This is a genomic window from Vibrio sp. Y20_XG_PY13 (assembly GCF_024181925.1).
GTDB lineage: Bacteria > Pseudomonadota > Gammaproteobacteria > Enterobacterales > Vibrionaceae > Vibrio > Vibrio parahaemolyticus.
The window spans coordinates 285,484-305,310 of sequence record NZ_JAMZAL010000002.1; the positions used below are offsets into that span (position 1 = coordinate 285,484).

Below are 19,827 nucleotides of genomic sequence, written 5' to 3' on the forward strand. Positions count from 1 at the left end.
CTCCGCCGATGACAAGACACAAAAACGCCCTGCCAATATGACAGGGCGTTTATTTGTGTCAAAATGCGCGTTACTCTCGGCAAGCTTCCGTGTCAAAATCTACAACAATCGCGGCATTTTCAAAACTGCCAGAGACTTTGATATAGCCCCAATAATTGACTTGGTTTGAAACGGTTATGCACTCTTTGTTACCAGCATTGTCTGACCAACCATGTAGGTTTGAACCATCTGGCCAGCCTAGGTTGCTGTATTCAATTTTGAGGTCACCCGTGCCATTGCCAGTTGAGATAGCAATGTTCGCATGTTCATTAACTGCAAGCACACTCAGCCAAATGGTTTGCTGATTTGACAAACAGACAGGCTCTCCAGCATTTAAACGACCACCACTCACTTTGCTTTGTACCGCGCAATCTTGCGGAAGCGTACTACTACCGCCAGTCGCCGCAACCGTCACATCGTGGGTCGCGGTAGCTGTCAAACCGTCATTATCTGTCACTGTTAAACTGACCGTGTACTGACCTTCACTCCCATATTGGTGCGTCGGCTGGGTTTGTGTGCTGGTCGTGCCATCACCGAAGTCCCACAACACACTGACGATTTGCCCGTCTGTATCCGTACTGTTCTCACTGCTGAATGTAATGCTTTCACCGACTTTTCCCTCATTGTTTGCGGTTATTACTGCATTAGGAGCGCCACCTGAAACCAATGACTGTTGCCACTGTTCAAACTCGCTCTGGTATAGGTTTGCCCATTGATTGATGGTCGTCTTGTAATTGCTCCAATTACCTTGGCGTGTTTCCACCAGCATTTGGTTTACATCATCTTTATGTCGCTCGAACATAAATCGAACGGCCAGATAGCCCCAGCGATAAATTCGGTCAACATCAAAGCCATCGTATGTGGTTTCAAAAACCTCGCTCAAGGTGTAAGTTGAGCCGTCTCGAATCGTATCTAACGCCGCTTGATTGTCTTTTTCGTTTGCGATGTATTCTGCAATGCCTTCACTCCACCACACTACCTTTTCAGTTGGATGACCAAAACCGCCATAAAGGTCGAATCGGCCATCTAGGTAATGCACGTATTCATGTTCTAAGTTCCAAACAAAATGGTCAGGGTTCGCATAAGACGCTTCATAAGCGACAAAGTTAGGAATATTGCCCGGCTTGGACGGATCACCCTCAAGGTACATGCCGCCGTTGTTGGTACTGATATCAAAGATTGGCCCCGCGTATTTACCGTAGTCGTCACTGGAATCAAAAATATTCACTTGAAGCTGTGTATTATGATCATCAGCGACTGGCTGCTCGCCTGTTTCCAAAGATTGATGAAAATACCCTTCTTCGTAACCCATTTTGCTACAAGCGGCCACATGCTGCTCTTGCGTCATGTTTTGCGACAAAATACGGATGGTTGGGCTACAAGTGTAGGTTTGCGATAACACCAAACCTTTGAGCTTGGTTTCGAAATCACAAATTCCGTACTCGCTGCATTCGGCGTAGTACGAGACCGTATCCGCAGCAGCAAGCCAAACGGCATCCCCTTTTCCATACATCTCGTAGCGAGCAAAAATATCTTTTAACTTGCTACTCACCGTTGTGGCAGCGCTGCCCGAATATTTGGTCAGACGCCCCAATTCGCGACCCGCATTTGCCACCATAAACTCGTCGCTCGCTCCTATCGAGGACTCTCTCAACGCAAAGTCGCCCAATGCTTTTGCAAGTTCGGCTTGGTTACCGATGATTTGCAAATATTGGTCATTCCACTGACCGCCGAATAAGATGGTAAACACCCCATTCACCGCGTTGCGCATGTACCAGTTTTGAGCGTATTGGTCATTCCAGCGCGTCAGCCACTCCGTCACTTGCGGTAAATAAGCGTGTTGCAGCCCCGCACTGTCCATCGTGATGATCACTTCACTTAATACCTTGCCGTGCGGGTCGCTGTTTTCGTAAAAATTAGCGTTGTTTACAAACGCGTCTACCGCCTCTTGCACTGCGGGCGTGACCCAAGAAACAAACGAGATATTGTTGTTGTAAAACTCGGCGTAATAGCCAGCGCGCAAATACAAGTACAAGGCTTCAAGCTCATCACTACCGCCGCCAGTATAGGCTTTCGCCAAAGTCACCGTATGCTTTGCCACGTTGTACATGTGGTCAGAATCAAACGCCGCTTCTTGCACTCGGCTTTGAGCAGAGAACAGTTCGTTGATGCAACTTGCACCTTGAGTTTTTATCGCGCTGATCAAGTCGTTGCTGTTGGTGGTTGTGAACAATTCTACGTCACAAACCACGCTTGCCGCTTCAACCGATTGGGTTGCCCGCGTACGTAAGGTCTGTTTCGGTAGCTGTGGTAACAATTCTGTCGGTGCATACTCAGGCTGCGCCGTTTCTACACCATGTTCGTGCTGATGATGTTCAACTTTCTCTGTGACTTGCGCTACTGGCTCGCTCATTGCGAACGCAGCAGTGCTGCTCAGGGTTGCCGCAATCGCGACGCTGAGGGTTTTCAGTTCCATCTTTGTTCTTCTATATAATGTGTTCCTTAAATGCCGATACCACGTGACATCACTTCGTGCTCTTTTCACAACGAAGAGCACCCTCATATAAATCTGAATGAGCTTTAAAATAAACAATTCATTAACAAACAAATTTAGCGGTATCACTTTTTAGTACCCAATTCGCCACACTACGAACTTTATTAAAATCGATTTGCTCAATAGACTTTGATGAACTAGCACTTAAAGACGCCACAACGAAGGATTTTGGCGTTATGAAAAAACCAAGCTACACTATCGCTCTCCCAACATATTTAGAATGAAATCTATGACCGATGCCGATATCGAACTTCAGCACCTGTGGTTAGAAATCCAAACGCAACGCTGGCAAAACGTGTCCCGTTTTTTATTCAGTTACTACTGCTATAAAAACAATTTAGTAAATAAAAACAACAAGGTTTGTTGGGAAACAGCCCGTGATGTGTTGCCAGCCTCTATCAGCCTTAAAACTCGTAAACAGGCGGTTATTGAGCCTTTAGTTCCTGAAGAAACCGTGGTTGGTTTGCTCAAAGCCATCAGTAAAGATGGAGAGATGACGTGTGATGTAATGACGGCTACGCTTAACGCGTTTTTGCACTATGTGGTGATCAGCAAACAGGAGAAGCTACAACTTAAACCTAACATGCCAGCGAGCTGGTATCAGCAGCATCACAGGCCTGTATTCACCCGTTTTGAGCAAGCGGGAATAGAAATTCAACAAATCAAATAGCCCCCTATCGAGCCGCAGACGTAAAAAAGCGCCCACAAGGAGGCGCGTTCGGTCAAAGGGTGAGTAATTCCTGGACGAGAAAGCTCTGAGCAACCGAAAAAGGCTTATTTATTCTTGAATCCCACGAATACGGACATTGCGTCTGCGTAAGATCTCCAATGTCACGAGCAAACACACGGACATAAAAATCAGCAAGGTCGCAACAGCCAAAATTGTCGGGCTGATTTGTTCTCGGATCCCTGACCACATCTGCCTTGGGACGGTTTTTTGTTCTGCGCCCGTTAAAAACAACGCCACGACCACTTCATCAAACGACGTGCCAAACGCAAACAATCCACCGGAAATCATACCGGGACGGATCAACGGAAAAGTTACGTGCCTAAAGGTATAAACCGGATTTGCGCCCAAACTGGCCGCCGCTTTGACGAGGCTTTGATCAAAACCACTCAGCGTCGCGCTCACAGTGATCACGACAAAAGACGTACCTAGCGCGGCATGCGCTAAGATGATGCCAAAATACGTCTGAGATAAACCCAACCGAGTGTAGAAAAAATACATCGCAGCGGCAGAAATAATCACAGGCACAATCATTGGAGAGATCAGCAACGCCATAATGGCATTTCTAAACGGCAAATTGCTGTTGGCTAGTCCCAATGCGGCTAACGTACCCAAACCCGTCGCGATCAAGGTAGCCATGAGCGCAATAAACGTGCTGTTTTTGAGTGCCAATAACCACTGCTCATTGGTGAACATTTCTTGATACCAGCGTACAGAATAGGCGTCTGCGTCCAAGTTCAGCATACCTTCTGTAAACGTAAAATAAGGGGTGGCATTAAACGACAAGGGGATGATTGTCAGAATAGGCGCAATGAGAAAGAACAGCACCAGTCCACAAAATACCAAGTAGCCTGCGTAAGCCATTCTCTCACTTTTTGAAGCGTAGTTTGGTAGTGCCATGGTTATCCTCCTACCTTAATGTTATTTATGCCAACCACACGGTTAAACACATAAAACAGCGCGAGCACGACAAACAAAAGCAGCCCACCTAAGGCCCCCGCCATTCCCCAGTTGAGCGAGGTTTGCATGTGGTACGCAATCATATTGGAGATCATTTGCCCACTCCTTCCACCCACAAGTGCCGGCGTAATGTAAAAACCAATCGAAAGAATGAACGTGAGCAACGCTCCAGCGCCAATACCCGGTAAAGTAAGCGGCATGTAGACTTTGACGAATGCAACAAGAGGGGTCGCCCCTAAGGAACGAGCGGCGCGGAAATACGTTGGACTGATGCCTTTCATTACACTGTAGAGCGGCAGAATCATAAAAGGCAATAAGATGTGTACCATAGAAACAACCGTACCAAAGGTATTGTGTATCATCTGAATTCGCTCAGACGTTAATCCAGACCAAATCAATAAATCATTAATCACCCCCTGATTTTGCAACAACACAATCCAAGAGGTCGTACGGACCAATAGTGACGTCCAAAAAGGCAGTAGCACCACAATCAACAGCAAGTTGGCGCGTTTGTCTGGTAAGTTTGCTAACAGATACGCCACGGGATAAGCCATCAACAAACAAATCACGGTAATTAAGATCGACATCCAAAAGGTTTTAAAGAAAAGGTCAACGTAGATCTGCCGTTTTTCTGGTTGCGCTTCAATCTCGCCCATTTCGTTCACCTGCATATCCAATGCCGCAAGGTAATGGTTGACGGTTATCGCACCGCTCAGGTTCTTAAAAGCAATCCAATATTTTGCATCCGCCCAGCGTTTATCGAGCCTACTCAGTTCTTTTATTGACGTAGGAAGCACTTCTAAACGAGACAATTTTCGTCCCGTTTTCATCATCAAACTGCGCATGCCAGAGACTTCTATGTTCATGCGATTGGCGATTTTAGGCAGGGCTTTGGTCTCATACAGTGCCAGCAGCTCAACCGAAAATGCTTCTACCACTTCGGAATCTGGCAATCCTTGATAATCCCAATGCGCTAACGCTTGGATTGTTTTCGGCAAGGCCTGCGGAATATCTCGGTTGTCGACACTGCGATAAAGCATTTCTAAAATAGGAAACGCAAATGTGAGCAAAATAAAGCACACCAACGGCAACGTCAGCATGATTGAGCGTAGGTTTTTATTGCGCTCCGCTTTTTGCAGTTGGGCTCTGAGATCGCTCTGTTGGTAATTCACATGTCGTTCGATTTCCAGCACCGAATCTAACGAGGTTAGCTCTCGACTCATGCCGCCACCTCTTCGGTTTCTGGTTGAATCGCATCTAGCGCATGGCAATCTGTACTTTGCCACCCAATTCGACACACCGTTCCCGGAATAAGGTTCAGATGCGTTCGGTTGTCGTTGGCACTTTCACAACAAACTGACCAACCAGTTCAACGTCAACCACTAACCGATAATGATCACCGTGATAAATTAGCTCACGCAGCACGCCTTCAATTTGGTTATCACACGATTCGTCATCAGGTTGAATGGAAATTTTCTCTGGTCGAATAGACAAGGTGGTGCGCTCGCCGTTTTGGGTCACTCGAACCGGTTTGGCAACGAAGTGAGCGGGGCCGACCTGGACTTGGCATCGCTCTGATTGCCACTCTTTTACCACACCCGAAAGCTGATTATTTTCACCAATAAACTGAGCGACGAACGCGTTACTCGGAGATTCATACAGTTCCGTTGGCGGGGCAAGTTGCTGCACTTCGCCTTGATTAAAAACTGCGATTCGGTCAGACATAGTGAGCGCTTCATCTTGGTCATGCGTGACATACAAAATCGTAATGCCGAGCTTTTCATGCAGGTGTTTAATCTCCATCTGCATTTGCTCACGAAGTTGTTTGTCCAACGCGCCCAAAGGCTCATCCATCAGGACGAGTTTAGGTTCAAACACAAGTGCCCTTGCCAACGCGACACGTTGTTGCTGCCCGCCAGATAACTGCTTTGGGTAACGACTGGCAACGTGTCCCAACTCGACCATGTCCAGTGCGCTCTGTACTTTATTTTGAATGGTTTGATTATCGAGCTTGCGCACTTTTAGAGGAAAAGCGAGGTTCTCCGCAATCGTCATGTGAGGAAACAGCGCGTAGTTTTGAAATACCATTCCGATGTCGCGTTTATGTGGCGCGAGATTGTTTACCGGAACGCCATCAATGTAAATCTCCCCGCCCGTTGCCGTTTCAAAACCCGCCAGCATCATCAGACACGTTGTTTTGCCTGATCCAGAAGGCCCCAACATGGTGACAAACTCTCCGGGTGCGATGTCTAAGTTGAAGTCTTTAACCACCAAGTTTGCACCGTCGTAGGTTTTCTTAACATGTTGAAAGCTCACATAATCCTTGTTTGCTGTGCTCATGGCATCCCTCCGTTCATTTTTGTATAGCGAAAATAAGTAGAGCGCCACAAAGCGCCCTACTCACTAGCTCAATTACAGATTGTATTTTGATAGGTCTAAGCGGGTAGCAAGCGCGTGCTCCACCATCTGGATCACTTGTTGACGCTCCTCACCTTTAAGCAGTTGGCGCGGTGCACGAACTTGCTCTGAACCACGGCCACACACTTGTTCAGCAAGCTTAATGCATTGAACCAGCGTAGGAATGGTGTCGAGACGCAGCAGCGGTAAGAACCAACGGTAAATTTCTAACGCTTCTGCATAACGGCCTTGGCTCGCCAGCTTGTAAATTGCAACGGATTCTTCTGGGAACGCATTGGTTAAGCCAGAAATCCAGCCTGTCGCTCCTAACATCAGCGACTCAAGCGCAATATCATCAACACCGCTGAACACGGTAAAACGATCATCGAACTTGTTGTAAAGCTCAGTGATACGACGCGTGTCGGTAGTCGACTCTTTGATTGCAACAATGCTGTCAAACTCAGCCAGCTTCGCCATGATATCGAGATTTACATCGACGCCGTACGCAACAGGGTTGTTGTAAATCATGATAGGCATCTCTGGTGTCGCTTCTGCCAGCGTGCGGTAGTAATCATATGTTTCGCTTTCAGACGTGCGGTAAACCATCGCAGGCATCACCATACAACCGTCGATACCAATTTTGTGCGCGTCTTGCATGTAATCGATAGCCGCTGTGGTAATTGACTCTGCCGTACCAGCAATAAGAGGAACACGACCATTAACCACTTCTTTGGCAGCTTGTAGCACCTGACGCTTTTCTTCCGGATATAGCGCGCAGTTCTCACCTACCGTACCAAGGCAAATAATGCCGTTCACACCATCTTTAATTTGGTTATCGATAACGGTTTGTGTTGCGTCTAGGTCAATGGACTGATCTTGACGAAACTGCGTACTGACCGCCGGATAAACACCTTTCCAATCTACTTTCATGAACTTCCTTTCCTTTATGTATATTGTATGCAATTTATAAAGACGAGCGAAAATGCTCAAATTTGGCTTTCAACGCCATGTTTTAACAACACCGCTTTTACTGCGGCTAAATCAGCCAATGCACTGCCAACCGATTTATATAAGGTAATCACCTCGTCACTTTGACGCCCTTGCACTTGCTGAGCGCAAAGCTCAGGCAACTCCCCATAAATGTCTTCAGGTGTGAATACCCCCTCTTGTATTGGGATCAGCAAATCTCCCGCTTCCGCCAACACATTAATGCGACTGTCGACATACACATTCGCTCTTTGTACCGAGACAGAATCGCATTCACGCTTGTCTAAGTCGTGATTACCGACCAGATCAATGTGTGTTCCTGACTGCACATCAGAGCCATTAAACAAAGGCTGATCAGACGCAGTAATGCAACTGATGATGTCGACTTGATCAATCACTTGCTCAACGTTTTCGACCACAGACACAGAGAACTGGCGCTCTTCTGGCAGTGATTGATATTCAGAGGAAGACAGAATCTGATCCACCGTTGAGGCAGCCTTTTCTGGGTTTCGTCCCCAAACATAAACTTGTTTGAGTGGTCGAATCGCTGCGTAAGCCCACGCAAAATAAGGGGCTAAGTTGCCAGTACCACAAATCAACAAGCGGGAGGCATTTTTGCGCGCTAAGTAATCGGCGGCTAAAGCAGATGCGGCAGCTGTACGCCAAAAAGTTAAGACTTTACCGTCCACCAGCGCGATAGGTTCACCATCTCCGCGTTTGAAGACCAACAACTTAGATGCCAAAGTATCTTTACCTTGCAGGGGATTCTCAGGAAAGTAAGTAAATGCCTTAACGGCAATCAGTTCTTGGTTCCATGCAGGCAGTAAAGCAAAAGCTTCATACTTTCCCTCTTCTAATGACATCACTCTGCGCTGCGGAATCGTGGCAGGCTGTGCATAGATGTCTCGCATGGTTTCAATCAAAGAGTGCATACTCAAACTTTGCGCGACTTGTTGTGCATCGATGACTTTCATCACTTCTCCAAAATAGGTACGTTGAGTTCCAATTTGGGGTTTAACTCATCAATCGATAAATAAACCCCTACAGTTAACGCCTAATTAAGCAGCCAAGTATTGAACTCTTCATTCAACTCATCGGCATAATCAGACCACCATTCGTCGTTAATCAAAAACGCCGTTTTAAAGTTCTGAGGCGCAGTCGGCAGGTTCGCCAGAATCTCTGGGCTTACTTCTGCGGAAGAAGACTTACGAGTTGGGCCATACGCGACGTATTTAGCTTGATCTGCCAAAGGCTTAGTACCCGAAGAAAAAGCGATGAAATCGAGGGCAAGTTTGGTATTCGCACTTCCTTTAGGAATAGCCCAGCCGTTCATATAACCCATTTGATGATCCCAAATGATGCGAAATGGTTGGCCTTCATCTTTACGCGCGTTGTGTATCCGGCCATTGAAAGCAGACGCGATTACCACTTCTTTGTCTGCCAACATTTGTGGTGGCTGCGCACCTGTCGTCCACCAAAGCACTTGCGGTTTGATGGTGTCGAGTTTGGCAAAGGCACGTGCTCGCCCCTCTTCAGTTTCTAGTAGGCGGTAAACTTCGTCAGGTTTAACGCCATCGGCCAATAATGCCCATTCAAGGTTACCTTGAGGTTGCTTTTGTAGTGCTCGTCGACCGGGAAAGTTTGTTAAATCAAAAAGGTCCGTCAACTTGGTTGGTGCCGCTTTACCTTTGAAAGCATCCTCGTTCACCGCTAAGACGGTCGATACGACGATGGTGTTAATCGCACACTCGTGGATCGCCCCATCGATAAAATCCTCTTTTGCTGGTGTCCCGTCAGCGCCGGGAGGCAGAATACTGGGGTTGACGGGTTCCAAAAGCCCTTCCGCGCAGCCTCGAACAATGTCTGGTTTATCCAGCGAGACCAAATCCCAACGCACGTTGTTTGCTTCTACTTGCGCTTTAATCTCCGCCAAACCGCCACTGAAATCCTCCGATACGATCTCAACACCAGTCTTTTGGATGAATGGTTTGTGGTAAGCCTCTACTTGGCTTTTGGTGAACGCGCCACCCCATGAGACGACCGTTAGTTTATCTTCAGCGTATGCCGAGGTACCCAACAGCATTCCTGAAATCAACATCACCAGTGGTGTTTTCGTCATTCGTGACATGGTTTACTCCTTTGGTTGTTTTTCTGGAGGTATCCGTTACGGCTGTTGGACACCACATTTGTTAAATTTTCGTTAACATTAGCATTAAATATATTTTATACAATATTTAATTTTAAAATTTTTTAGGCAAATCGCTGTAGTGTGAACGGCGCAATATTCACCGATGTTGGCTTATCTGCAACGAGCTCAGAGATTAGGTCTGCAGTGATCGCCGCTTGAGTCAATCCCAAGTGCTGATGACCAAATGCCAGTAATACCTTGCCATTAAAACACTGGTCGATTACCGGCAACGAGTCGATTGTTGAAGGTCGATTTCCCATCCACTTTTCCTGCTGTTTCAACGGATTTAAACCGGACTCAAACATCGCGTTCCCCTGCTGATACAACATCTCTGCGCGCTTCATGTTTGGTGGCGATTTCACATCGGCATACTCGACCGTTCCCGCCAAACGTAAGCCTTCAGACATGGGCGTCATAATGAACTTTCTGTCCGCAGAACTGATAGGAAACGGCAATGACTCACGCTTGTCATTCATCATGAGATGGTAGCCTCGCTCAGCTTGTATCGGGACATTCACACCGGTTAACTGGCGAACCAAAGCTTTAGAATGAACACCCGCTGCGACCACAATTTTGTCAAAAGACATTCGCTGAGTATTGACCAAGACATCGCCGTTTTTACTTACTGCGTCTACTTCTTCATGGACAAGTGAACCTCCGAGTTTTTCAAATGCACTACTTAGCTCAACGCAGAGTGCATAAGGGTTTATTGTATGTCCTGTTTCTGGAAAAAAGACGCCAAACCGAACCTTTTTGCTGAGTTCAGGAAACCGACGTCGGATTTCGTTTTGCGTCCAAAGCTCGAACCGAACACCTTGTTCCGCTAACGCATCAAGCGTACTTTGATAACCTTCAAACAAGCTTTCGCTTTCAAACGTCAGCAGTGAACCATCCATCTTAATCAGCCCACTTTTTCCGATCGAATCTAATAACAGATTCCAACTCTGAACGGCTCGCGTGTTAAGGCTTGTTATCGCCTGCGTGGAAGCTTTTGCCGCTGAAGGTTTGGCTTTCAATAAAAAGCGCATCATCCAACCGACGGTATTGGGCAAGTCTTGCCAACGAATAGAAACTGGACTTGTCGAACTCAATAACATCTTGGGTAATTGAGGGATCAAGGCCGGCGTGGCAAGAGGAAAAACTTGCTCGGTCGCGATGTGCCCGGCATTACCTTTCGAGCACCCATTGCCCACTCCATTCGGATCAAAAATGGTGACGCGATACCCCTGCTGTTGCAGTTTTAAGCCAATCGACAAACCGATGATTCCCGCCCCTATAACCGCGATGCTTTGATTTCTGAGTTCTTCCTTACCCAACATGAATATGCTCCAAGTCACATTTGAAAAAGCAGATTGTATACAATATATTTTACATTACGATAACATCAAGCTCGTTCGATTCAACCCATTTCTTCAGCAAGGAGAGAAAAATGAGACAAGGAACCTTTTTCTGTATCGATGCCCATACCTGTGGAAACCCAGTGAGATTGGTGGCTGGTGGTGTTCCACCACTTGAGGGCAACACGATGAGTGAAAAGCGTCAGTATTTCTTAGAGCATTATGATTGGATTCGACAAGCACTGATGTTTGAACCGCGTGGCCATTCAATGATGTCGGGCTCCGTTGTTTTACCGCCTTGCAGCGACAATGCAGATGCTTCCATCCTTTTTATTGAAACCAGCGGCTGCCTGCCTATGTGTGGACACGGCACTATTGGTACAGTGACCACCGCCATCGAAAATCGTTTGATTACGCCGAAAGAAGAAGGCCGTTTGATCCTCGACGTGCCAGCCGGCCAAATAGAAGTCCGCTACCAAACCAAAGGTGACAAGGTCACGTCAGTAAAAATTTTTAATGTTCCAGCTTATCTTGCGCATCAAGATGTCACGGTTGAAATCGAAGGTTTAGGAGAAATCACGATAGATGTCGCTTATGGCGGCAACTACTACGTCATTGTTGATCCACAAGAAAATTATGCGGGACTCGAACACTACTCCCCTGATGAGATTTTAATGCTCTCCCCCAAAGTGCGCACCGCCGTTTCTAATGCAGTGGAATGCATCCATCCAAATGATCCCACGGTTTGCGGCGTTTCCCATGTACTTTGGACAGGGAAACCAACGCAAGACGGCGCAACGGCTCGCAATGCCGTTTTTTATGGCGATAAAGCGCTCGACCGATCGCCATGTGGAACCGGCACGAGCGCACGCATGGCGCAATGGCATGCGAAGGGAAAACTCAAATCAGGCGAAGATTTCGTGCATGAAAGCATCATCGGCAGCCTATTTAACGGCCGTATTGAGGGTATCACCGAAGTAAACGGGCAAACGGCGATTTTGCCGAGCATTGAAGGTTGGGCACAAGTGTATGGCCACAACACCATTTGGGTCGATGACGAAGACCCGTACGCGTACGGATTTGAAGTGAAATAAGGACAGTAAGGAAGAACAATGAATTCGCAAAACTCACAGGTGTTTTACGCCACCAACGCCTTTACCGGTGAACGATTAACGACGCCGTTTCCCGTCCATGGAGAGATGGAAGTTAACCAAGCTGCAGAAGCAGCAGACAAAGTTGCACGCAGTTTTCGCCGACTCAGCAACGAAAAGCGCGCCAACCTACTCTGCTCTATTGCGTCAGAGTTAGAAGCAAGACGTGAAGATATTGTCGCGTGTGCGCATTTAGAAACAGCGCTTCCACAGGCACGTTTAGAGGGAGAAGTCGGCAGAACGGCTAACCAGCTACGATTGTTCGCAGAGGTTGTAAAATCTGGCAGTTATCATCAAGCCATCTTCGATACGCCAAATCCTGAACGCCAACCTCTACCAAAGCCTGACATTCGTCGCCAACAAATTGCCATTGGCCCTGTCGCCATCTTTGGTGCTTCGAACTTTCCGCTGGCATTCTCAGCCGCGGGTGGCGATACCGCATCTGCACTTGCGGCTGGCTGTCCGGTTATTGTTAAAGGTCATACCGCGCATCCGGGAACGAGCCAAATCGTCGCCGAATGTATTGAAAACGCACTGAACAAAGAAGACCTGCCTTCAGCTATTTTTACTTTGCTTCAAGGTAACAAACGTGAACTTGGCCAAGCGTTAGTGACACATCCAAAGATTAAAGCCGTTGGGTTCACAGGCTCAGTTAGTGGAGGGCGTGCCTTATTCAACCTTGCTCAACAGAGACCTGAGCCGATCCCTTTTTATGGAGAACTCGGCGCCATTAACCCAACCTTTATTCTCCCAGAAGCGATGAAGAACAACGCTTCACTTGCAGAGCAGTTTGTCGCATCAATGACCATGGGTTGCGGCCAGTTTTGTACAAAACCGGGAGTAGTGTTCGCGTTGAATACTCCAGAAACACAAGCCTTTATCGAAACCGCTCAGGCTTTGATTCGTCAACAGTCCCCTTCTACGCTTCTCACTCAAGGTATCCGAGAAACCTATGAGAACGAAGTCGTCAAGCGGGCCGCTGATCAGGGTATTAACGTGACTTACTCTCAGGCTGACTCTCCAAATGTCGCCTCTGCGCTGTTTGTCACCGACAGCCAAAACTGGCGCACAAACCCAAAATGGGAAGAAGAGATTTTCGGCCCTCAATCAGTGATTGTTGTCTGTAAGGACTTCGAGGACTTACTCGATCTAAGTGAAACACTGAGCGGCACCCTCACTGCTACCATCCACGCGACTGAAACAGATGCCCCACTCGCTGAGCAGTTGATTCCATGCCTGGAAGAAATTGCCGGACGCCTAGTGTTCAATGGCTGGCCAACTGGCGTAGAGGTTGGTTATGCGATGGTTCATGGTGGGCCGTATCCTGCGTCGACCCATGCGGCATCAACCTCTGTCGGAGCAGAGGCCATTCACCGTTGGTTACGCCCGGTCGCTTACCAAGCGTTGCCAGAAAGCTTGTTGCCCGATTCATTAAAAACGTCTAACCCGTTAAACATCCAACGCGCTATCGACGGTAAAACGTCATAACAGGCAACATACACTTAGCTAAATGGTTCAAAAAGGCACCAGTTGGTGCCTTTTAATTCACTCTACTTCTCAAAACTTTATTTCGTAGTTGGCTTAAGCCGGAAAAACAATAAACTACTAGAGTTAAATGGATTGGATACAATATTTATTTTTGAGGGGAGCCTTCAATGTCACAAAAACCTGTTTTTAAGACGCGTACTCAGCTCGTTGAAGAAGCAATTCGAACTCAGATCCTGAAGGGCGAGTTAAAAACTGGTCAGCCTTTACGTCAGGATGCGTTAGCAAAAGAGTTCAATGTCAGCCGAATTCCTGTGCGTGAAGCACTAGTACAATTGGAAGCGCAGGGTTTAGTCAGTTTCGAGCCACATAAAGGCGCGACAGTGACTGAACTGTCTCCAGATAAAATCGATGAGCTATTTGAACTGCGTGCGGTTGTGGAATGCCACATTCTGGAACGTGCGATTCAAAACATGACGGATGAAGATCTAGAACGCGCTCGTGAAGTTCGTGAACGTTTCGAAGCGGTGGTAAATAGTGGCGACGAAGTGGAAGAATGGAGTAACTATAACTACGAATTCCACAAAGCGTTATACGCACCTGCCAACATGCCAGAAACCATGGATGTGATTTACAACTTAAATACCAAATGCGATCGCTACATTCGTATGCAGTTGTTATTCACCACAGGCATTAAAAAAGCGGAACAAGAACATTTGACCTTGTTTGAAATGTGCCAGAACAGAGATATTGATGGCGCAAAATATCTGTTGAAAAAACACATTCTAGAAGCAGGTACAGCTATTCGTAACTTGCTGTTAGAAAGACAGAGCCCAAATAACTAAACAGATAACTTAGGGGTATCACGGATGAATGTTGGACCTAAATTTCTGTTGGCGGCGCTGCGACAAAAAATAAAAGATGAAGGGCTGTGTTACAGCTCTTTATCAGAGAAAAGTGGCATTCCTCTCTCGAGTATTAAACGACACCTTCACAATCCCTCTCTCGGATTGGATAAAATTCTCCTCTACCTAAACTACCTAAATACTGACCTCATCGAGCTAACCAATTTAGCCAATCAACTCCAGCATGAAAACGAACAAATGCTGACGGATGAACAAAGTGCACTCTTTCTCGAACACCCCTACCTCCTCGACTTCATCTATATGGTGACATCTCGAAATCTTGAGCCGAAAAAGATTGCGGAAATGTACAACCTAACAGAGACAAGCCTGCGTTTTTATCTCCGCATTGCTGAGATTCTCGGTTATGTGGAAGATTTAGGTGATGGTTTGTTTTATCGCTCCGGCCGCCGATTTTTGATGGAAGAAGGCTCAGATCTCGACTCTCTATTTCGTGAACGTTTTCAGAAAGAATCACTTTCGCATGAAGTCAGCCCCGGTATTTGTATTGGTCGTATTCGTCTGACCGAAGCGCAGCGATTGCAGTTAGAAGATGATGTTTACAATAAGCTGGTCAAATTCAATGCGCTCAATACCTCCAACCAAGATGGCGAGTTAACTAACGTTTTAATGCGTTGCACTCCAGGAACACAAATATTTTTCTCTGACGGATTACCTAATATTGATGGGGATTTATTAAAGTATGTTTCTCAGCTCAATCAACGTGTTTAAATTAAATCGCACATACCAATATTAATTCCAAACTTAAAATAAATTGAACAAGTCAGTATACTTGGTCAAACCAACCCATTTAATTGACATTAAATTCTGTTAAAACACGTCATTTAAATATCCACATATAAATATACTGCTAAAACACTAACCTACCTTCCGTTAAACCTATCACAATATTTAAATATAAATTTGCGCATAAACAGTTGAAATTTATACATTCATCAATGCTAAGGAAATAAAAATAAGCAGATTAAATAATTATAAAATCATCACTTGTAGGGACATACAAATATGAAATTTCAGTATTCTATTGCAACGGCAGTTACTCTAGCGTTATTACAAGGCTGTGGTGGTGGCGACGGCGCTTCTCCATCCATCAATACGTCAACCAATTCGGCATGGACGCAAGGCGATTACAGTAAAACCTCTAACGAATTTGCCAACCGATGTGAAACGCCAAGAACGGGCTTAGATCCGTACGCGGGTTACCAACCATACCCAGACAAAGCAGGTTCAGCGTTGCAAGAAAAACTCTTTTTACGTGCTTTTACCAATGAAACCTACCTTTGGTACGATGAAGTACCGGATAGAAACCCAAGCTTTTACAGTAGTGTCATCGCTTATTTCCACTCACTCGTGACTTCTGAAACAACCGCAACGGGAAAAACGAAAGATCGCTTTCACTTCGCTATTCCTTATGAAGATGAAATGAAATCCTCACAATCGGGATTGGTTGCTGGGTTTGGATTTAATTGGTCGTTCATTCAAGCGACAGAGCCTCGAGACGTTCGTATTTCTTATACGGAAGACAACTCTCCAGCCGCATTAAACGGTATTGTTCGTGGAGATAAGTTAATAAAGATTGGCTCAATCGATGTGGTTAATACTTCAAACAACGCAGAAATTAACACGATTAATACCACGCTATTTAGTCCAGAAATAAATAAAGAGTATTCGTTTACATTTGAAACCGTAGATGGATTCAGAAAGTCAGTAATACTGAAAGCCGCAGATGTTGCGACTTCTCCGGTTCGTAATGCGAAAGTCATCGAGCACAACGGTAAAAAAGTCGGTTACCTGCAATACAACTCGTTCGAGCCAAGTGCACAAACACCGCTCATTAACGCCTTTAATAAATTGGCAGAAGCTCAGGTTGATGAAATTGTTATCGATTTACGATACAACGGCGGCGGTTTAGTGCTGCAATCTTCTCAAGTTGGATACATGCTCAGCGGCGCGGATAAAAATCGTGTCTTTAGTGAGCTTATTCACAACGATAAGATCATGAAAACCATACCTAATGGCGACAATATATACCCATTTACTAACGTAGCCATCGACTGGGCAGCAGGCAAGTTCTCAGACCAAATGTTGCCTACTCTAGGCAAGCAGCAAGTTTATGTGCTGACCTCTGGCGGTACTGCCTCTTCAAGTGAATTACTGATGAATGCACTGCGCGGTATTGATGTTAATGTTATCCAAATTGGCTCAACCACAATGGGTAAACCTTATGGATTCGCACCCGAGCAGAACTGTGGCACCATGTACTACACCATTCAGTTTAAATCTGCGAACGAAAAACAATTTGGCGACTTTGCCGACGGTTTTGTTCCAACACCTAAGAGCCAAATTAGCAGCAACCTTGGTTTAGATAATCGAGTTGAAGGTTGTTGGGTAGATGACGACTTAACGAAGCCGCTAGGCGATACATCCGAGCGCATGCTATCTGCCGCACTCAACTACATGGATACAGGAACTTGTCCACAAGTGTCGCCTGCGAGTTTCAACACAATGCCACTTAACAGCGACTCTCCAGCACTTAAGGATCACCGTTCACCACTAAGAACAGAGGCTATACATGTTGAGATCAACTAGATCAAGGCGCGCAACAGCTATAAGACTTTGTGCTTGTCTTGGACTAACACTACCGATTTTGGGGTGTGAAGCAATGTCACGAGAACCTGTTGAAGCCTTAAGCACTAAAACCACGCCGGAGGCCGTAACGGAAGTACAAGCTGCGATTGCACAAATTCAAGGTACGCCAGCACCGAGAATCGCAAGCAACGTATTTGAATCGTCTCCGCACTTGTTGATTGAGAAAGGCAGAGTTAAAGGCAAGGATAACGTGCTACTAGACGGTAGCTATACCGATTTTCCTGACCAGTACACATTGCAGATTCGCGGTACAACCTGCGGACTGTTCTACGCGAAAACAGACCAGTTTGTGCCACTAACAGCACTGAATTGTGAACCAGTCACCAAACGTTGATCAAAAAGCCCGCTGAAAATTGCGGGCTTTTCTTATCTATTCTGCTGAACAAATACAACTAGATAAAATTATTTCAGCTCAATCCAAGTCTTTCTTTGCTGCTTGTCCATGAATGACCAAGCCATAAAACGACTGATCTTTTGGCCTTGGCTCATTTCCACCACACGAATCGCTTTAACTCCTAGCTTTTCTAGCTGCTTACGCATCGGACGCACGTTGTCTTTTTTCGAAATCAACGTCGTAAACCACAGCACTTGAGAGCTGAATGCTTGGCTTTCATTGGCCATTCGACGAATAAATGCCGCTTCCCCACCTTCACACCAAAGCTCGGCGTTTTGACCACCAAAGTTCAACGTTGGCTTGCCCTGCTTCACTGGGCTATTTTGCGACTTGACCCCTTTTTTTCGCTGGTTTGCTTTTAGGTTGTCGAGTTTACGCTGACTGCCCATCGCAGCATCTTCTGCTGAACGATGAAACGGCGGGTTACAGGTCGTCACATCAAAGCGATCATTTGGCTGAATTACACCGCGATAGATGTGTGACTCGCTCATTTGTTGTACGAGTTCAATTTTTCCGTTTAACGCGACGTTGCGCTCAACGATATTGGCTGCGGAGTCTATGGATTTCGGATCAACATCGCTGCCCGTATAGTGCCAGCCGTATTGAGTAACACCGACGATCGGATAAATACAGTTTGCTCCAACACCCACATCCAGCGCGCGTACATTCTGATGGCGGTACTTTCCTTTGACTTCACCATCAAGCAGTTCTGCCACTCGGTGAATGTAGTCCGCTCGACCAGGAATTGGTGGACATAAATAGTGCTCAGGAATATCCCAAAAATCAATGTCGTAATACGCCGTGAGAAGTGCTTTGTTCAGTATTTTCACTGCATTCGGGTCAGAGAAGTTGATTGAATCCTCGCCTTTAGGATTCTTGATAACAAACGACTCCAGTGCTGGCTCACTGGCGATTAGCTTTTTGAAATCATAGCGACCACGATGCGCATTACTTTCATGCAAGCCACTTTTAGCAATCTTGATAAAATCGACATCGCTCTTTTCTGCCGATAGTTTCGCTTTCACTGCTGCTTTCTTTTTTACACGCTTCGGCTTGGCCTTGTTAACGTCGTTATCATGCTTTGGCTTAGCTGCTTTAAACGGAGCCTGTTTCGCGTTGTGGCTATTGTTCTTCATTCGAGTTCGCTTTTAAATCGAGGTAAATCATAAACAGACGAGCATCAAATTCGAGTTGGTGATACTCAGGCTCCATGTAACAACACAGTTGGTAAAACGCTTTATCGTGATTCTTCTCGCGAGTATGAGCCAGCTCATGCACCACTAACATTCGCAATAATGCCTCCGGCGCGTCTTTGAAAACGTTTGCAATACGAATTTCGTTTTTTGACTTAAGCTTCCCGCCATGATTTCGGCTAATCACACTATGAAGCCCAAGCGCGTTGTTCACCGCATGAATTTTCTTATCGTAGACTACTTTACTGATTGGTGAGGCTTTCTTCATATAGCGGTTTTTAATCGCTATTGCATACTCGTAGAGAGCCTTCTCGCTTTTGATTTGGTGTCTATCTGGATAGCGCTTTTCGAACCAAGGGATCAGTTTTCCATGGTCGACCAATGAGCTCACCTGCTCAACGATGTTCTGAGGATAGCCTTGAATGTATCGAAGTGACGGATGCATGAGTGTTAAGTCTGCTATGACAAAATAAAGGCGCTAAATATACCTGAGATAAAGGACAGTTTCACCTTGGCTTTCGTCTTTCATTTGTATTGAAAGGTCGTTAAACTTCGCCTCCCAATGATAATGGAGAGAAATTCAATGAAACGTGTCGTTCTTTACGTCAAAGACAAATGCCCTCACTGCAAAGATGCTCAACGTTATCTTGATTCGAAAAACATTAATTACCGCCTTTGTAACGCGAAAATGCAACGTGGTCGTAAAGAGCTTGATGCACTTGGTGCTCGCTCTGTGCCTGTATTGAAGATTGGTGACCGAGTCATGATCGGTTGGAATCCGAAGAACTTCGAAAAGATGTACAGTGGCAGTTAATCGCCTATAAATGGATAGTGACAAGAGCT

Annotated in this window: 17 protein-coding genes and 1 pseudogene; 8 read left to right on the top strand and 10 right to left on the bottom strand. The window is 46.1% G+C overall.

The window, feature by feature from the left end; all coding sequences use genetic code 11:
- Positions 1 to 70: 70 nt before the first annotated feature.
- Positions 71 to 2,515: a collagenase gene (locus NL646_RS06435; protein WP_253664005.1), complete on the bottom strand. Its 2,445-nt coding sequence runs from the start codon at positions 2,513 to 2,515 to the stop codon at positions 71 to 73.
- Positions 2,516 to 2,822: 307 nt separating this feature from the next.
- Here NL646_RS06435 and NL646_RS06440 point away from each other — a divergent pair, with 307 nt between their 5' ends.
- The gene (locus NL646_RS06440) at positions 2,823 to 3,263 is read left to right on the top strand and encodes a hypothetical protein (RefSeq protein WP_029805018.1); all 441 of its coding nucleotides are present in this window, start codon (positions 2,823 to 2,825) and stop codon (positions 3,261 to 3,263) included.
- 108 nt (positions 3,264 to 3,371) lie between these two features.
- Here the strand turns inward: NL646_RS06440 and NL646_RS06445 are convergent, their stop codons facing one another.
- The 7 genes and pseudogenes from NL646_RS06445 to NL646_RS06475 all read right to left on the bottom strand — a co-directional run bounded on the left by NL646_RS06445 (position 3,372) and on the right by NL646_RS06475 (position 11,171).
- The gene (locus NL646_RS06445; protein WP_031854223.1) at positions 3,372 to 4,220 is read right to left on the bottom strand and encodes an ABC transporter permease; all 849 of its coding nucleotides are present in this window, start codon (positions 4,218 to 4,220) and stop codon (positions 3,372 to 3,374) included.
- A gap of 2 nt (positions 4,221 to 4,222) precedes the next feature.
- Positions 4,223 to 5,503 (bottom strand): ABC transporter permease, encoded by a 1,281-nt coding sequence (locus NL646_RS06450; protein WP_253664006.1) that lies wholly within the window; start codon positions 5,501 to 5,503, stop codon positions 4,223 to 4,225.
- Positions 5,500 to 6,620, bottom strand: a pseudogene (locus NL646_RS06455) (ABC transporter ATP-binding protein). The gene NL646_RS06450 and the pseudogene NL646_RS06455 overlap by 4 nt, the downstream one beginning before the upstream one ends.
- 72 nt (positions 6,621 to 6,692) lie before the next feature.
- Positions 6,693 to 7,607 carry a dihydrodipicolinate synthase family protein gene (locus NL646_RS06460; RefSeq protein WP_005454899.1) on the bottom strand — a complete coding sequence of 305 codons (915 nt, stop codon included), beginning with the start codon at positions 7,605 to 7,607 and terminating at the stop codon, positions 6,693 to 6,695.
- A gap of 56 nt (positions 7,608 to 7,663) precedes the next feature.
- The gene (locus NL646_RS06465) at positions 7,664 to 8,638 is read right to left on the bottom strand and encodes an ornithine cyclodeaminase family protein (RefSeq protein ID WP_253664007.1); all 975 of its coding nucleotides are present in this window, start codon (positions 8,636 to 8,638) and stop codon (positions 7,664 to 7,666) included.
- A gap of 80 nt (positions 8,639 to 8,718) precedes the next feature.
- Positions 8,719 to 9,792: a polyamine ABC transporter substrate-binding protein gene (locus NL646_RS06470; protein ID WP_005486727.1), complete on the bottom strand. Its 1,074-nt coding sequence runs from the start codon at positions 9,790 to 9,792 to the stop codon at positions 8,719 to 8,721.
- 122 nt (positions 9,793 to 9,914) lie between these two features.
- The gene (locus NL646_RS06475; RefSeq protein WP_133281127.1) at positions 9,915 to 11,171 is read right to left on the bottom strand and encodes an FAD-binding oxidoreductase; all 1,257 of its coding nucleotides are present in this window, start codon (positions 11,169 to 11,171) and stop codon (positions 9,915 to 9,917) included.
- Between the two features lie 110 nt (positions 11,172 to 11,281).
- Here NL646_RS06475 and NL646_RS06480 point away from each other — a divergent pair, with 110 nt between their 5' ends.
- The 6 genes from NL646_RS06480 to NL646_RS06505 all read left to right on the top strand — a co-directional run bounded on the left by NL646_RS06480 (position 11,282) and on the right by NL646_RS06505 (position 17,731).
- Positions 11,282 to 12,283, top strand: coding sequence for a 4-hydroxyproline epimerase (locus NL646_RS06480; RefSeq protein ID WP_253664008.1), 1,002 nt, complete (start codon positions 11,282 to 11,284; stop codon positions 12,281 to 12,283).
- Positions 12,284 to 12,301: 18 nt separating this feature from the next.
- The gene (locus NL646_RS06485; RefSeq protein WP_253664009.1) at positions 12,302 to 13,828 is read left to right on the top strand and encodes an aldehyde dehydrogenase (NADP(+)); all 1,527 of its coding nucleotides are present in this window, start codon (positions 12,302 to 12,304) and stop codon (positions 13,826 to 13,828) included.
- A 167-nt stretch (positions 13,829 to 13,995) separates the two neighbouring features.
- Positions 13,996 to 14,670 carry a GntR family transcriptional regulator gene (locus tag NL646_RS06490; RefSeq protein WP_005480641.1) on the top strand — a complete coding sequence of 225 codons (675 nt, stop codon included), beginning with the start codon at positions 13,996 to 13,998 and terminating at the stop codon, positions 14,668 to 14,670.
- Between the two features lie 24 nt (positions 14,671 to 14,694).
- Positions 14,695 to 15,459, top strand: coding sequence for a transcriptional regulator (locus tag NL646_RS06495; RefSeq protein ID WP_253664010.1), 765 nt, complete (start codon positions 14,695 to 14,697; stop codon positions 15,457 to 15,459).
- A 294-nt stretch (positions 15,460 to 15,753) separates the two neighbouring features.
- A complete protein-coding gene (locus NL646_RS06500; protein ID WP_253664011.1) occupies positions 15,754 to 17,337 on the top strand; it encodes a S41 family peptidase in 1,584 nt (527 codons plus the stop codon).
- 73 nt (positions 17,338 to 17,410) lie between these two features.
- Entirely contained in the window at positions 17,411 to 17,731 is a 321-nt protein-coding gene (locus NL646_RS06505) for a hypothetical protein (protein ID WP_005455025.1), read from the top strand.
- 68 nt (positions 17,732 to 17,799) lie between these two features.
- On the opposite strand, the gene rlmF is transcribed toward NL646_RS06505, so the two are convergent.
- Positions 17,800 to 18,927, bottom strand: coding sequence for a 23S rRNA (adenine(1618)-N(6))-methyltransferase RlmF (gene rlmF / locus NL646_RS06510; RefSeq protein WP_015296617.1), 1,128 nt, complete (start codon positions 18,925 to 18,927; stop codon positions 17,800 to 17,802).
- On the bottom strand, positions 18,914 to 19,429 hold the full coding sequence (locus NL646_RS06515) for a M48 family metallopeptidase (RefSeq protein WP_025500188.1): 516 nt from the start codon (positions 19,427 to 19,429) through the stop codon (positions 18,914 to 18,916). The genes rlmF and NL646_RS06515 overlap by 14 nt, the downstream gene beginning before the upstream one ends.
- Positions 19,430 to 19,567: 138 nt before the next feature.
- Here NL646_RS06515 and NL646_RS06520 point away from each other — a divergent pair, with 138 nt between their 5' ends.
- Positions 19,568 to 19,798: a glutaredoxin family protein gene (locus tag NL646_RS06520; RefSeq protein WP_005454961.1), complete on the top strand. Its 231-nt coding sequence runs from the start codon at positions 19,568 to 19,570 to the stop codon at positions 19,796 to 19,798.
- Positions 19,799 to 19,827 lie beyond the last annotated feature (29 nt).